Origin of the sequence: Photobacterium pectinilyticum, assembly GCF_024357955.1 — a bacterium.
In the GTDB taxonomy this organism is placed as follows: Bacteria; Pseudomonadota; Gammaproteobacteria; order Enterobacterales; family Vibrionaceae; genus Photobacterium; species Photobacterium pectinilyticum.
The window spans coordinates 43,319-56,530 of sequence record NZ_JANEYT010000016.1; the positions used below are offsets into that span (position 1 = coordinate 43,319).

The 13,212-nt window shown below is 45.4% G+C and carries 15 protein-coding genes and 1 riboswitch; of the genes, 13 read left to right on the forward strand and 2 right to left on the reverse strand.

Annotated features, from left to right (window positions below; translation table 11 throughout):
* Window positions 1-141: 141 nt before the first annotated feature.
* Both NHN17_RS09175 and NHN17_RS09180 read right to left on the reverse strand, forming a co-directional pair.
* Window positions 142-717 carry an LON peptidase substrate-binding domain-containing protein gene (locus NHN17_RS09175; RefSeq protein WP_255042047.1) on the reverse strand — a complete coding sequence of 192 codons (576 nt, stop codon included), beginning with the start codon at window positions 715-717 and terminating at the stop codon, window positions 142-144.
* Between the two features lie 153 nt (window positions 718-870).
* Complete coding sequence (locus NHN17_RS09180) at window positions 871-1,098, reverse strand: hypothetical protein (RefSeq protein WP_255042049.1); 228 nt, start codon at window positions 1,096-1,098, stop codon at window positions 871-873.
* A 180-nt stretch (window positions 1,099-1,278) separates the two neighbouring features.
* Window positions 1,279-1,421, forward strand: a riboswitch (molybdenum cofactor riboswitch).
* Between NHN17_RS09180 and moaA the strand changes: the two genes are divergently transcribed.
* The 13 genes from moaA to oppF all read left to right on the forward strand — a co-directional run bounded on the left by moaA (window position 1,410) and on the right by oppF (window position 13,119).
* Window positions 1,410-2,399: a GTP 3',8-cyclase MoaA gene (moaA, locus tag NHN17_RS09185; protein WP_255042050.1), complete on the forward strand. Its 990-nt coding sequence runs from the start codon at window positions 1,410-1,412 to the stop codon at window positions 2,397-2,399. (Overlaps the previous riboswitch by 12 nt.)
* Before the next feature lie 38 nt (window positions 2,400-2,437).
* A complete protein-coding gene (moaC, locus tag NHN17_RS09190) occupies window positions 2,438-2,917 on the forward strand; it encodes a cyclic pyranopterin monophosphate synthase MoaC (RefSeq protein ID WP_255042051.1) in 480 nt (159 codons plus the stop codon).
* On the forward strand, window positions 2,914-3,159 hold the full coding sequence (moaD, locus tag NHN17_RS09195) for a molybdopterin synthase sulfur carrier subunit (RefSeq protein WP_255042052.1): 246 nt from the start codon (window positions 2,914-2,916) through the stop codon (window positions 3,157-3,159). The genes moaC and moaD overlap by 4 nt, the downstream gene beginning before the upstream one ends.
* Before the next feature lie 2 nt (window positions 3,160-3,161).
* Window positions 3,162-3,611 carry a molybdopterin synthase catalytic subunit MoaE gene (gene moaE, locus NHN17_RS09200; RefSeq protein ID WP_255042053.1) on the forward strand — a complete coding sequence of 150 codons (450 nt, stop codon included), beginning with the start codon at window positions 3,162-3,164 and terminating at the stop codon, window positions 3,609-3,611.
* A 38-nt stretch (window positions 3,612-3,649) separates the two neighbouring features.
* Complete coding sequence (locus NHN17_RS09205; RefSeq protein WP_255042054.1) at window positions 3,650-3,772, forward strand: hypothetical protein; 123 nt, start codon at window positions 3,650-3,652, stop codon at window positions 3,770-3,772.
* A gap of 143 nt (window positions 3,773-3,915) precedes the next feature.
* The gene (locus tag NHN17_RS09210; protein ID WP_255042055.1) at window positions 3,916-4,452 is read left to right on the forward strand and encodes a hypothetical protein; all 537 of its coding nucleotides are present in this window, start codon (window positions 3,916-3,918) and stop codon (window positions 4,450-4,452) included.
* Window positions 4,453-4,940: 488 nt separating this feature from the next.
* Window positions 4,941-6,002: a porin gene (locus NHN17_RS09215; protein WP_255042056.1), complete on the forward strand. Its 1,062-nt coding sequence runs from the start codon at window positions 4,941-4,943 to the stop codon at window positions 6,000-6,002.
* An 895-nt stretch (window positions 6,003-6,897) separates the two neighbouring features.
* Window positions 6,898-7,071, forward strand: coding sequence for a hypothetical protein (locus NHN17_RS09220; RefSeq protein ID WP_255042057.1), 174 nt, complete (start codon window positions 6,898-6,900; stop codon window positions 7,069-7,071).
* 426 nt (window positions 7,072-7,497) lie between these two features.
* Window positions 7,498-9,129 (forward strand): ABC transporter substrate-binding protein, encoded by a 1,632-nt coding sequence (locus NHN17_RS09225; RefSeq protein WP_255042058.1) that lies wholly within the window; start codon window positions 7,498-7,500, stop codon window positions 9,127-9,129.
* Between the two features lie 115 nt (window positions 9,130-9,244).
* The gene (gene oppB / locus NHN17_RS09230) at window positions 9,245-10,165 is read left to right on the forward strand and encodes an oligopeptide ABC transporter permease OppB (RefSeq protein WP_255042059.1); all 921 of its coding nucleotides are present in this window, start codon (window positions 9,245-9,247) and stop codon (window positions 10,163-10,165) included.
* Window positions 10,166-10,180: 15 nt separating this feature from the next.
* Complete coding sequence (gene oppC / locus NHN17_RS09235; RefSeq protein ID WP_255042102.1) at window positions 10,181-11,092, forward strand: oligopeptide ABC transporter permease OppC; 912 nt, start codon at window positions 10,181-10,183, stop codon at window positions 11,090-11,092.
* Between the two features lie 72 nt (window positions 11,093-11,164).
* Window positions 11,165-12,130 (forward strand): ABC transporter ATP-binding protein, encoded by a 966-nt coding sequence (locus NHN17_RS09240; RefSeq protein ID WP_255042060.1) that lies wholly within the window; start codon window positions 11,165-11,167, stop codon window positions 12,128-12,130.
* Window positions 12,130-13,119, forward strand: a complete 990-nt coding sequence (gene oppF / locus NHN17_RS09245; protein WP_255042061.1) for a murein tripeptide/oligopeptide ABC transporter ATP binding protein OppF — start codon at window positions 12,130-12,132, stop codon at window positions 13,117-13,119. The genes NHN17_RS09240 and oppF overlap by 1 nt, the downstream gene beginning before the upstream one ends.
* Window positions 13,120-13,212 lie beyond the last annotated feature (93 nt).

The window sequence follows — 13,212 nt, forward strand, 5'->3', positions numbered from 1 at the left end:
TCGCGTTAGTTGTAATGAATACAAACTATGTGCCTATGATGGTATATATGTCACGGAATGTGGGCGTAGAGAGGGTGAAGAAACGCCCTCAAGCATGTTGAGGGCCAATAGGTTAGTAGGCAGTTGAAGCGGTAAAAACGGTTAATGTGGTTGTTTCATTATGCTGATCAGGTAATCATAAGTGTCTGAACAACTAGGCGCACTGAGCAGCATTTGCTTTTCACTGGCTGGAACAGGAAGCAGTTCTAGCCAGCGCTGACACAGCCAGCTCAGATTATTAAACTGCTTGTTGTGGTGAAGGTCACCAAGTTCCGGGTGTTTATTGAACATTTGTTTGAGCTTTTCAGCAAGGATTTGCTGATCTTGACGAACTTCGGTTTCAGGCCAAGGCGGAATGAACTGGCAATCACCACAGAAAAAGCCTTCGTCATTTTCTTCCATATGATCTATCGTGAAATTTTCGTGTCCTGCCACAGTAACGATTAAACAACCGTTATTGGGTGAAATATCAAAGTCTTCAACAGTGACACGGGTACCAATTTGAAAGAAATGGTGGCCATGCTCATCTTGGTCAAACATACAAACACCAAAGCTATTACCTTCATGCATTGCGGCTTTGAATGCTGCCATTTGTGGCCCGGGAGCAATACGAAGAGGGATGCGTCCACCGGGTAAGACGTGGCGTTTTTGGAATAGTAGCGGTATGTAAGTTTTCATAGTCTAATCCGGTTGCTGATTGTCTGATGAAATAGACATTGCAAATGGGATACCAAAATTACATACCGCTTAAAATAGGTTTTCAGCGCGTTTGACTCTATTTATCTTTTTAAAATGCAAAAAAATACCAATAAGGCATTTGCATTTTGCGAATTATTTTTGATTCGCAATTATTTTCATCGCGTTATCGCTTGGTAGTAACTCTAAGTGGCTCTGCTCATCAAAGTACCAGCCTTTGATTAATCCTTTCTCCTGCATGTCAATAAAGCCACTGATCACAAGCTTGGCTTGCTCATGGGCATGGGTCGAATCGAGCCCTTCTTCACGTTGTAAGTAGAGGGCAATATCATCGATTGTCGCTGATTCAATAATATTGGACATAATGTCCTCACTTTATAGTCAGAAAATTTACGGGTATTACCTTTAGTAGTATTGTCGTGAAATCGGCTGAAAGGTAGAATGCAGCACGAAAAAAAACGAGAGTTTGCCTGTATGGCTATTCCTCTGATATTTTTATAACTTATACGCTGTTGTGCGCATTTTGGTTTTATCCTGTGCGGTACAATTGCCATGCTCCGAGCTTTTTTCACTAAGTGCCTCATTGTGGGGGATATGTGACTCAAGCCAGTGACTAGTTGTCACCAGGGTCGATAAAGAAATGAATCGGCCTCCCGTACTTGGAAAGGTGTTCCGTGGCGAAACAATTTGAAGATAATCACCATCGCAAGTTCTATTACTTGCGTTTGTCGGTTACAGACGTCTGTAACTTTAAATGTACCTATTGCCTGCCTGATGGCTATCACCCTCAACAGAAGAGAAGGCCATCCTTCCTGACGCTGGATGAGATTCAGCGTGTGACAGGCGCGTTTGCTGAGTGTGGCACGTCAAAAGTACGCATTACTGGCGGTGAGCCAAGCTTGCGCCGTGACTTTACCGATATCATCCGCACGGTTGCCCAACAACCAGGTATACGTAAAGTCGCTACGACGACCAATGGCTACCGTATGGCCAAACATGTTCATGAGTGGCGTGAAGCCGGTCTGACCCATATCAACGTGAGTGTTGATAGCCTTGATCCTAAAATGTTCTACCAGATCACCGGTGAGAACATGTTTAATCAGGTCATGGAAGGCATTGATGCGGCGTTTGATGCTGGCTTTGAACAAGTCAAGGTCAACACCGTATTGTTAAAAGATCTTAATTCCCAGCAGCTGCCGCAGTTCCTTGATTGGATCAAGACTCGGCCAATCCAGCTGCGCTTCATCGAACTGATGCAAACTGGTGAAATGGACGACTTGTTCAATAATCATCATGTCTCCGGTGTCAGTATTCGCAATTACCTGATTGCCAATGGCTGGGTGCTTAAGCTGAAAAGTAATAATGACGGTCCGGCACAAGTATTCTGTCATCCTGATTACAAGGGTGAAATTGGTCTGATCATGCCTTACGAGAAAGATTTCTGTAAGAGCTGTAATCGCCTGCGTGTTTCTGCATTGGGTAAACTGCACCTGTGCCTGTTTGGTGATCATGGTGTGGAGTTGCGCGATCTGCTTCAGCGTGATGAACAACGTGATGAGCTGATCGCCCGTATCCAAGGTGGTTTGGCAGAAAAAGCGGTCAGTCACTTTCTTGATGATGGCAATACTGGCATGACACCAAACCTTGCTTCTATTGGTGGCTGATCGCCACCTTTTCAAATTTTCTTTTTTGGGACAGACGGATGAACCAATTTACGCATATTAATGCTTCAGGTGAAGCAAACATGGTTGACGTGTCAGCAAAAAGTGATTCGGTCCGAGAAGCGCGTGCCGAAGCATTTGTGCATATGGCACCGGAAACTCTTGAGCTGATCGTCTCTGGCCAGCACCACAAAGGTGATGTATTTGCCACCGCTCGTATTGCCGGTATTCAGGCTGCTAAAAAGACATGGGATTTGATCCCGCTGTGTCATCCACTGCTGCTGTCGAAAGTTGAAGTTCAGCTTGAAGCAATTGAAGCAGAAAACATGGTTCGTATTGAGTCTTGTTGTAAACTGGCGGGTAAAACGGGTGTAGAAATGGAAGCGCTGACCGCAGCCTCTGTTGCGGCATTGACCATTTATGACATGTGTAAGGCTGTCCAAAAAGATATGGTGATAGGGCAAGTACGTCTGCTGGAAAAAACGGGCGGCAAATCTGGACATTTCAAGGTGGAATCATGATTAACGTATTATTTTTCGCACAAGTTAAAGAGCTTGTTGGTGTTGATCGTCTGGAAGTCTCCGCTGAATTTGCTACCGCTGAAGCGTTGCGTCAGCATCTGGTCGCAAAAGGTGACAAGTGGCCGTTAGCGTTGGAGCAGGGCAAGCTGTTGGTAGCGATTAACCAGACAATCAGTTCTCTGAATAGCGAAATTAAAGATGGCGATGAAGTGGCCTTTTTCCCACCAGTGACCGGGGGCTAGTCATGATTTCTGTTCAGTTTGACGATTTCTCCGTAGCTGATGAATATGAGCAATTATCCCAAGGGACAGATGCCGGCGCGGTAGTCACGTTTGTCGGTAAAGTGCGTGATTTCAATCAAGGTGATGCTGTCACCGGTCTATCACTGGAGCATTATCCAGGAATGACTGAAAAGTCCTTGGCTGCCATCGTAGAGCAAGCTGGCGAACGTTGGCCGTTGCTGAAGACGCGCGTGATCCACCGTGTTGGTGATCTAGCATTGGGCGATCAGATAGTGTTTGTTGGCGTGACCAGTGCCCACCGTGGTGCGGCATTCGAAGCCTGCGAGTTTATTATGGATTTCCTCAAAACCCGCGCACCGTTCTGGAAGAAAGAGCAAACACCTGACGATTCTCGTTGGGTAGATGCCCGCGAGACTGATACCAGCGCAGCCGATCGCTGGCAACAAAAATAGTTATGTAATACTGGCACCTGTATCATGCAGGTGCCAATATGCTCAAGCCTCAAGCCTCAAGCCTCAAGCCTCAAGCCTCAAGCCTCAAGCCTCAAGCCTCAAGCCTCAAGCCTCAAGCCTCAAGCCTCAAGCCTCAAGCCTCAAGCCTCAAGCCCGCATAATCTTTCTTTATTATTCATCTATTTTTTCACCAAGCTCTGTGCTACTTTGAACTTAAGGGTATAAATAACCATTAAAAGTGAATGGTTATGGTGGCCGATTGGAATCGGTCTAAGGCAATATCAAGCAACAGAGGAGTATGCTTATGATCAGGAGCGATCGACTACTCTATGAACTAGAACCCGATGGTTTTGGCGGCCGCCACTGTGAGTCTTGGGAGGAGTGGCTGCCAAAAGCCAGTCAGGCCCTGCCTAATTTTCCTGAAGATGTGCTAAAACAGTGGCTTTTTAGGCATTGGAAAGGGGTACTTTGTAACTGGGGTTGGTTGGATTTTCAGTCAATGCGATTTGAACTTGAGTCTTGGACCAGTGAGCAAATTCAGTCACAAATTCATACGCCTCACCAAGACGTTGTTGATAAATTATCGCGCCGCATGACCAACCCAATATTTCAGCGCAGTTGGTTGGTGCAGCAGATGCAGGAAACCGGTACTTGGCCACAAGCTCCCATTGTGCTTCGCTATGATCGAGATATACCGATGACAAACGGTAAGTCGCTTAAAGCCCCATACAATTTACTGGAAGGGCACCATCGTATGGCGTATTTAAATAAAATTATTGAGCAAGGTGCATATCACCAAGAACAGCACCAAATTTGGATAATTAGCCTTCCGTTGCACTAGCCGCTTAAACTACCTTTCAATTACGTCCACCTTAAAAAGGGAAATGATAGAGATCATTTCCCTTTTCTGTGAGCTAAGTTTCTTATTGTATTTTTTTGCTGTGGCTCGTGGAAAATGTATCACTTGTTGCGGTTTTGTTTCTTGTTGCGTTCAAAAAGTAACCTGTTGGTTGTTTTTCTTATACCGTTTTCGGTTTTTTTGTAACGTTCTTATTCGGTTTAGTTATTGATAATTATGGTAATTTAGACTCCTGGTTGCTGAATAAATCCTGAACGGCTCATGGTGAAAAGTGAATATTAATGAGGTTATTTAGGTTTTTTGTGGTTATTTATGTTTTTGTTTTATGTTTTTTGTGTGATGCAAAGTGCTGTGATATTTTTTTATGTCAGTTTTTTGCTCTGTTGATGATTTTTTTTGTTGTTGATATGTTTCATTTCGGCTCTGGATGAGCCTAAGCAAAAATATAAAATCATTACAGGTAAGTAATAATGAAAAAAACACTTCTAGCAGTAGCAATCCCAGCAGTACTTTTCGCTCACTCGGCATCCGCCGTGGAAATCCTAAAAACCGATGAAGCTCTTGTCGATTTTTACGGCCAACTTCGTACCCAGCTTGAAAAATCAGAGGATGATGATGTTACTTTGAATGCTGGCTCTTCACGTGCAGGTGTACAGGCACAGTATGCAGTTACAGATTCGGTAGATATTTTCGGTCAGGTTGAGTTCGGTCTTCAAGGGAATGGTGGTGAACTGAACAACCGTTTACATTTCGTCGGTGTAGACACTGATTATGGTAAGATCGCTTTTGGTCGCCAATGGCTAGTTTCGGATGACATCTATGGCGCGGATTATTCATATTTCTTCGGTGGTACTGCTCTACGTTACTCAACCCTTTCAGGCGCTCTCCATGACTCGCTGATCAAATATAACTATGAAGGTGAAAATTTCATTGTTGCAGCTAACTACGGTCTATCGGAAGATGACTCTAATCAAGAGCTAGCTGAGCTTTACGTTGCCTCTAGTTATGGTGGTTTCAACTTCCACGTTGGTGGTGGTGTGAATCGTGATAAAGCATTCAAAGTAGGTACTCAAACTATTGAGATTACACCTGATTACGAAGTTTCTAAGGCTATTACAGCTGATTTAGAAAATACTTATTTTGAAGGTACAGTTGAATACACATTCGGTGCTGCACTTGTCGGTTTCACCTACTACAACGCTGAGCTGAAGAACAAAGCAAATGGTGACACTATAGATGAAGATGGCTACAGCCTTGCAGGCACTTATAGCTGGGCTGAAAATGCAACTGCATACGCTGGTTTCGAGTATGTAGAACAAGAATCAAAAGCATTGAATGTTGATGGTGACGGCAAGCTGTTCTACATCGGTACCGACTACCACTTCAATAGCTGGTCACGAATCTACTTCGAGTACGGCTATGGTGATGGTACTACTTTGGGCTACAACAACAAAAACAGCGACAATCAGATTGAAGCACAATCTGTTGATAGCGAAAGCTTCTACGCAATCGGTGCCCGCGTCTACTGGTAATCCTCTCAACGTTCATTGTCTTATTTATTTTTTGCCCGGCCATGTGCCGGGCCTTTTTGTCTTTGGGAGATGGAAAGAAGGGGAAGTGCCAAGTCTGTAGAATACCAACCTACATAAATATTTGATCAACGACTTATCCAGATTGGTATCAGGAGGAAAATTACTCAAATTGTTTCAGGTGTTGGGTCGCATTTTCTTTTTGCTGCATTGAATTCCATCATCAAGCGGTTGATATCGGCTTGTTGCTGTTTAAGCTTCTGTTGGCGTGATTATGGTTTTGAACATATGTAGTACCTGAGAGGGTTTCTGTGCGTCAGACTTATAAAGCTGGAATAGCTCCTGCAGGCTGAAACCGAGACGCTTGCCACACCAGATCAAAATCAACCGTTTCCGGTTATACCGCGTTAACGAAAAAAGCCCCTCATTAAGGGGCTTGAAGACTTGTCTATCAAGGTTTAGTTGATACGCTATTCTGCTTTTGGCTTGCGCGATGGTGGCACATAGCCGTGGCGAACGCGGGAAGGACTTGGACGCGAAAAACAACCAGCTGGTCTCATACTTTCTGACTCTCAATGATAACGGAACGGGAACGGAATGTAGGTTAAACCAAAGATTTACCCTACAAAACGATAGTAGCGTTAATCAGTGGTGAGATAAATGTGTCAAAGTTGAAAAGTTCAGGTATGTGACAACTTAATCTATTGAGGTTTTTTTATATACGGTTTGGTTATTATATCGGCGGTGCTGTTGTGGAGAGAGGAAGGAAAAAATGCGGATCCTGTGCCATAGTTATGCTGTGCCAGAAGTACATAACCTAACAGCGGCAGCGTATTTCAAAGGCATAAATTACATTATTTATGGGTCAAAATTGCTGTGGTTAACAGCGGAGGGTTCCATGAAGCACAAAAGAATGTCTAATCGTCGAATCAAGCAAATGATGGAAGATATCAACCACGATGGTTTGTTCGATGAAGCTATAAGCAACGATCGCAATTCCACGGTTGAGGGTAAAGAACAATCAATAAATGAAGTCCCCCCAAATATCAACATGGATAGCGAGAATAAATAGTAAGCGCCGAAAGGCGCTTTTTTTATAGCTAGATGTCATGATTTTGCGTAAATGTTGTTGACTTATTGCGTTGGTGTAAATCCTTTAAGACGTTTCTGCTATATATTTATTCATCCCTACAATTAATTATTCAATTATTACTTTTTTTTGGCGTATTTGGCGGATTTTTCTCTATATATTGGGTTTTGTGACACATCCGGCTGCAACAAAACTGTCAACTAGTTGCTTGTACTGGTTATTCGGCCCCCATTAAGAATTATGTCTGTTTTTGTAATCAAAATGTGGCAAATTACTTCAATGCCTGATAATGTTTTGACCAATTCTTCGGTTTGCTTTGTATTGTTTAGGATTAATGATGCAAATATTGTGAGATGGCACCGACTGGAGAACGCAAGGACGTATTTAACGATGTATTGGAGCTAATGCATGTATAAGAATAAAATTACCCAGGCGATTCTTCTGGGTGCTGGTATGGCTGTAGCAGCCACTTCTTTTTCCACACTTGCTGCTGATGTACCTGAAGGGGTAAAGCTTGCTGCCAAGCAAGAATTGGTTCGTGGTAATGGCACTGAAGTTGCTTCCCTTGACCCACATAAAACTGAAGGTGTGCCTGAGTCACACGTCATCCGCGACCTGCTTGAAGGTTTGGTTAACCAAGATGAAAACGGTAACACGGTTCCAGGTGTTGCAGAATCTTGGGAAACAACAGACAACCGCACTTTCACATTTCACCTACGCAAAGATGCTAAATGGTCAAACGGCGACCCTGTGACTGCACACGACTTCGTGTACAGCTTCAAGCGTGCTGTTGATCCAGCGACAGCGTCTCCATACTCATGGTATCTAGAAATGACCACCATGAAGAATGCAGATGAAATTATCGCGGGTAAAGCAGACAAGAACACGCTAGGTGTTTCGGCGACAGATGACAACACTCTGGTTATCGAACTTGAGCAGGCTGTACCGTACTTCGTTAAGATGATGGGTCACACCACCGTTAAGCCAGTAAACCGCAAGGTTGTTGAAAAATTTGGCGATAACTGGACCAAACCAGAAAACTTCGTGGGTAACGGTGCTTACACGCTAGACAATTGGGTTGTCAACGAGCGTATCGTATTAACTCGCAACGAAAACTACTGGGATAACGACAAAACCGTTATCAACAAGGTTACGTTCCTACCAATCGAAAACCAAGTTGCTGAAATGAACCGCTTCCTAGCAGGCGAGATTGATATCACCAACGAACTACCGAACGAGCACTTCCGTCGCCTTGAGAAGCAGCACGCTGATTCAGTGTCTATCTCCGGTAACCTGTGTTCTTACTACTACGGCTTTAATAACCAAAAAGCGCCTTTTGACGACGTACGTGTCCGTAAAGCCCTGTCTTACGCTATTGACCGTGACATCGTGACCAAAGCGCTGCTTGGCCAAGGCCAGAAGTCGGGCTATTTCCTAACACCTGAAATTACAGCTAACTTCAACCCAGTGACGCCTGAGTACGGTCAAATGACTCAGAAAGAGCGTAACGCGAAAGCGAAAGAGCTGCTAGAAGAAGCCGGTTTCGGTCCAGGTAACCCTCTGAATTTCAATCTGCTTTATAACACATCGGAAAACCACAAGAAGATTGCAGTTGCGATTGCTTCTATGTGGAAAAAGAATCTAGATGTTACCGCTAACTTGGAAAACCAGGAGTGGAAGACTTACCTAGATACTCGTCGTCAGGGTGACTTTGACGTAACGCGTGCTGGCTGGTGTGGTGATTACAATGAAGCATCAAGCTTCCTGTCTTTAATGCAGAGCAACAACAGCTCAAATGACCCTCGTTACAACAGCAAGGCATACGATGCGATCATGGCGAAAGCGCTGGACTCTACTTCAGATGCCGAGCGTGAGCAGCTATACATCCAGGCTGAGCAGCTGCTAGCCGAAGATATGCCAATTGCACCTATCTACCAATATGTGAAAGCGCGTCTGGTTAACCCACAAGTGGGTGGCTACCCTGCAAACAACGCAGAAGACAAGCTGTTTTCCAAAGATATGTACATCATTGCTGAATAATAACCAGCAAGAAGCATGATAATAAGCGCTGCTCTCTGGATGAGAGCAGTGCCCTTTCTGGCATTTCAAGCCAGTAGATTTTTACTGTCACAGACTAAAAAGAACGGTGGAGTTTATGATTAAATTCATCGCAAAACGGATTTTTGAAGCAATACCAACCCTGTTGGTACTAATTACAATATCCTTTTTCCTGATGCGCTTTGCACCAGGCAATCCATTTTCCAGCGAGCGTCCACTTCCTCCAGAAGTGATGGCTAACATCGAGGCCAAGTATGGCCTAGATAAACCTGTATTTGAGCAATACACCACGTACCTTGGCAACATCGTGCAAGGTGATTTTGGCCCATCCTTTAAATATAAAGATTTCACCGTGAATGAGCTGGTTTCCAAAGCCTTGCCTGTTTCGGCAAAAATCGGCTTCTTTGCGTTTATCTTTGCATTGGTGATGGGGGTCACCGTCGGCACCATTGCCGCGTTGAAGCAAAACAGTTGGATAGATTACTGCATAATGTCGACGGCCATGGCCGGGGTGGTAATGCCGTCGTTTATTCTCGCCCCGGTACTGATCTATATCTTCTCTATCAATTTAGGCTGGCTACCTGCTGGTGGCTGGAACGACGGTGGCATGAAATACATGCTGTTGCCAATGATGGGCATGTCTTTGTTGTACGTGGCTACTTTTGCCCGTATTACCCGTGGCAGCATGATTGAAACCCTTAACAGTAACTTTATTCGTACCGCACGAGCGAAAGGTTTGGGTTACGGCTACATCATCATCAAGCATGCTCTGAAGCCAGCTTTGCTGCCGGTGGTTTCTTATATGGGGCCAGCTTTCGTCGGTATCATCACCGGCTCGGTTGTTATCGAAACCATCTTCGGCCTGCCGGGGATAGGTAAGTTGTTTGTCAACGCCGCTTTCAACCGTGACTACTCTCTAGTATTGGGTATCACTATTCTGATTGGTTCTTTGACCATTATCTTCAACGCCATTGTCGACATTGTTCTGGCGTACATTGATCCAAAAATCCGTTACTAAGGGGCTCAACCGATGATGCTGACAAAAAAAGAAAATGTAGAAGCGGTTGAAAACTTTTCCGAGCAATTGGAAATTGAAGGCCGTAGTTTGTGGCAAGATGCCCGTATCCGTTTTATGCGAAATAAAGCGGCGATGGTGAGCTTGACGATTCTGTCTTTGATCACCTTGGCGGTTATTTTTGGCCCGATGTTTAGTAACTATGCATTTGATGATACCGACTGGTACGCACTGCATTCCGCGCCAAGCTTCGGTGCCGAAGGCCACTTCTTTGGCACTGACAGTTTAGGTCGTGATCTGTTTACCCGTACGTTGGTCGGGGGGCGGATCTCACTGATGGTGGGGATCATGGGCGCATTGGTTGCGGTCCTGATCGGTACTCTTTACGGGGCAACCTCGGGTTTTATTGGTGGCCGTACCGACCGGGTGATGATGCGTATTCTGGAAATTCTCTACTCGATCCCGTTCATGTTCTTCGTGATCGTACTGGTGACTTTCTTTGGTCGTAACATCATGCTGATCTTTGTGGCGATTGGTGCAATTTCATGGCTCGATATGGCACGTATCGTTCGTGGCCAAACTCTGTCATTGCGCAGTAAAGAGTTCATTGAAGCCGCGCGCGTATCTGGCGTTAGTCAGTGGCGTATCATTACCCGCCATATCGTACCGAATGTACTGGGTATTGTAGCGGTTTACTCAACCTTGCTAGTGCCGTCTATGATCCTGACCGAGTCGTTCCTTAGTTTCCTAGGCTTGGGTGTTCAGGAGCCGATGACCAGTTGGGGTGCTCTGCTGCAAGAAGGCTCCCAGACCATGGAAGTGGCTATCTGGCAATTGATGTTCCCAGCGGCCTTTATGGTAGTGACGCTGTTCTGCTTTAACTATGTGGGTGACGGTTTGCGTGACGCACTGGATCCAAAAGACAGATAACAAGAAGACCTTTGGTCTGCAATAGCTGGAACGGTGGGCAGGCCAAAGGTAGATAGATTATAAGGAAGTACTATGAGCTTATTAGATGTCAAAGATCTACGCGTAGAATTCAAAACTCAAGACGGTATTGTCACCGCGGTTAACGATCTAAACTTTTCGCTCAACCAGGGTGAGACCCTGGGCATTGTTGGTGAATCCGGCTCAGGTAAGAGCCAGACGGTTTTCGCCATCATGGGCCTGTTGGCCAAAAACGGCATTATTGGCGGTAGCGCCAAGTTTGAAGGCCGAGAAATTCTTAACCTGCCGGAAAAAGAACTGAACCGGATCCGTGCCGAACAAATCGCGATGATTTTCCAGGATCCGATGACCTCTCTGAACCCCTACATGAAAGTAAGTGATCAGCTGATGGAAGTACTGATGCTGCACAAAGGCATGGGGAAATCCGAAGCGTTCGAAGAAAGTGTTCGCATGTTGGATGCGGTAAAAATCCCGGAAGCACGTAAGCGTATTACTATGTACCCACACGAGTTCTCTGGCGGTATGCGTCAGCGTGTGATGATTGCAATGGCGTTGCTGTGCAGCCCTAAGTTGCTGATTGCCGATGAGCCGACGACAGCACTGGATGTGACTGTACAGGCACAGATCATGGAGTTGTTAAACGAGCTGAAAACTGATTTCAACACGGCGATCATCATGATCACTCACGATCTTGGTGTGGTAGCCGGTAGTTGTGACAAGGTACTGGTGATGTACGCTGGCCGTACTATGGAATACGGCAAAATCAATGAGATATTCTACAAGCCATCGCATCCGTATACCGAGGGGCTGCTCAGAGCGATCCCACGTTTAGATACCGACGGTGAAGAGCTTCCAACGATTCCGGGTAACCCGCCTAACTTACTGCGCCTGCCTGTCGGCTGTCCTTATCAGGAACGATGCCACCGTGTATCTAGCCGCTGTTCGCAAGAAGCGCCTCAATTGAAGGCATTTACTGAAGGTCGCTTACGCGCGTGTTTTTCTGATGTGGGGACGTGGTAATGGAAGCTCAAAAGAAAGTATTACTCGATATTCATGATCTGAAGGTTCACTTCAGCATTGCTCAGAAATCAGCGTGGCCATGGACAAAGCCATTGAGCCTAAAAGCGGTTGATGGTGTTGATATCCGCCTATATGAAGGTGAAACACTGGGGGTCGTTGGTGAGTCAGGTTGCGGTAAATCGACTTTTGCCCGTGCTGTGATCGGTTTGGTAGAAGCGACAGATGGAAAGGTGGTTTGGCTCGGTCAGGATCTGACTAAGCTTGATCACAAAGCGATGCGTGAAAAGCGTAAAGATATCCAGATGATTTTCCAGGATCCGCTGGCATCATTGAACCCACGTATGACGGTAGGTGAGATCATTGCCGAGCCTTTGAAAGCTTATTTCCCAGAGCTTTCTGCTGAAGATATTAAAGCTCAAGTTAAAGCGATGATGTCCAAAGTGGGTCTTCTGCCGAACGTGATTAATCGTTACCCACATGAATTTTCAGGGGGCCAGTGTCAGCGCATCGGTATTGCCCGTGCTTTGATCCTCAAACCTAAAATGATCATTTGTGATGAGCCTGTTTCAGCGCTAGATGTATCAATTCAGGCGCAGGTGGTGAATTTGCTGAAATCATTGCAGCAAGAAATGGGCCTGAGCCTAATTTTTATCGCTCACGATTTGTCGGTGGTTAAGCACATTTCTGATCGAGTGTTGGTGATGTATCTCGGCAATGCGGTTGAGATGGGTGAATCCGATGCATTATTTAGTGAGCCAAAGCATCCTTATACCAAAGCGCTGATGTCAGCAGTGCCTATTCCTGATCCGGATTTGGAGCGGGCCAAGCACATTGAGTTGCTGGAAGGGGATTTACCTTCGCCGATGAACCCGCCATCAGGCTGCGTATTCCGAACTCGTTGCCCTGTTGCAACTGTGGAGTGTGCCAATAAGAAGCCAACATTGACTGGCGATGAAGTTCACGCGGTTTCTTGTCTAAACGTTCAATAATTCAAGCCTGTGACAGGCTTTGGGCGCGGTGTAAAAGCCGCGCCTTTTTTATGTCTAATCTTGCGTGATAACTCTAAGAAATCAAATTAAAAC

Bases quoted from the DNA above. Each gene is read 5' to 3' on its own strand.
- NHN17_RS09175 (WP_255042047.1), bottom strand. From the start codon at position 717: ATGAAAACTTACATACCGCTACTATTCCAAAAACGCCACGTCTTACCC.
- NHN17_RS09180 (WP_255042049.1), bottom strand. From the start codon at position 1,098: ATGTCCAATATTATTGAATCAGCGACAATCGATGATATTGCCCTCTAC.
- moaC (WP_255042051.1), top strand. From the start codon at position 2,438: ATGAACCAATTTACGCATATTAATGCTTCAGGTGAAGCAAACATGGTT.
- moaD (WP_255042052.1), top strand. From the start codon at position 2,914: ATGATTAACGTATTATTTTTCGCACAAGTTAAAGAGCTTGTTGGTGTT.
- moaE (WP_255042053.1), top strand. From the start codon at position 3,162: ATGATTTCTGTTCAGTTTGACGATTTCTCCGTAGCTGATGAATATGAG.
- NHN17_RS09205 (WP_255042054.1), top strand. From the start codon at position 3,650: ATGCTCAAGCCTCAAGCCTCAAGCCTCAAGCCTCAAGCCTCAAGCCTC.
- NHN17_RS09210 (WP_255042055.1), top strand. From the start codon at position 3,916: ATGATCAGGAGCGATCGACTACTCTATGAACTAGAACCCGATGGTTTT.
- NHN17_RS09215 (WP_255042056.1), top strand. From the start codon at position 4,941: ATGAAAAAAACACTTCTAGCAGTAGCAATCCCAGCAGTACTTTTCGCT.
- NHN17_RS09220 (WP_255042057.1), top strand. From the start codon at position 6,898: ATGAAGCACAAAAGAATGTCTAATCGTCGAATCAAGCAAATGATGGAA.
- NHN17_RS09225 (WP_255042058.1), top strand. From the start codon at position 7,498: ATGTATAAGAATAAAATTACCCAGGCGATTCTTCTGGGTGCTGGTATG.
- oppB (WP_255042059.1), top strand. From the start codon at position 9,245: ATGATTAAATTCATCGCAAAACGGATTTTTGAAGCAATACCAACCCTG.
- oppC (WP_255042102.1), top strand. From the start codon at position 10,181: ATGCTGACAAAAAAAGAAAATGTAGAAGCGGTTGAAAACTTTTCCGAG.
- NHN17_RS09240 (WP_255042060.1), top strand. From the start codon at position 11,165: ATGAGCTTATTAGATGTCAAAGATCTACGCGTAGAATTCAAAACTCAA.
- oppF (WP_255042061.1), top strand. From the start codon at position 12,130: ATGGAAGCTCAAAAGAAAGTATTACTCGATATTCATGATCTGAAGGTT.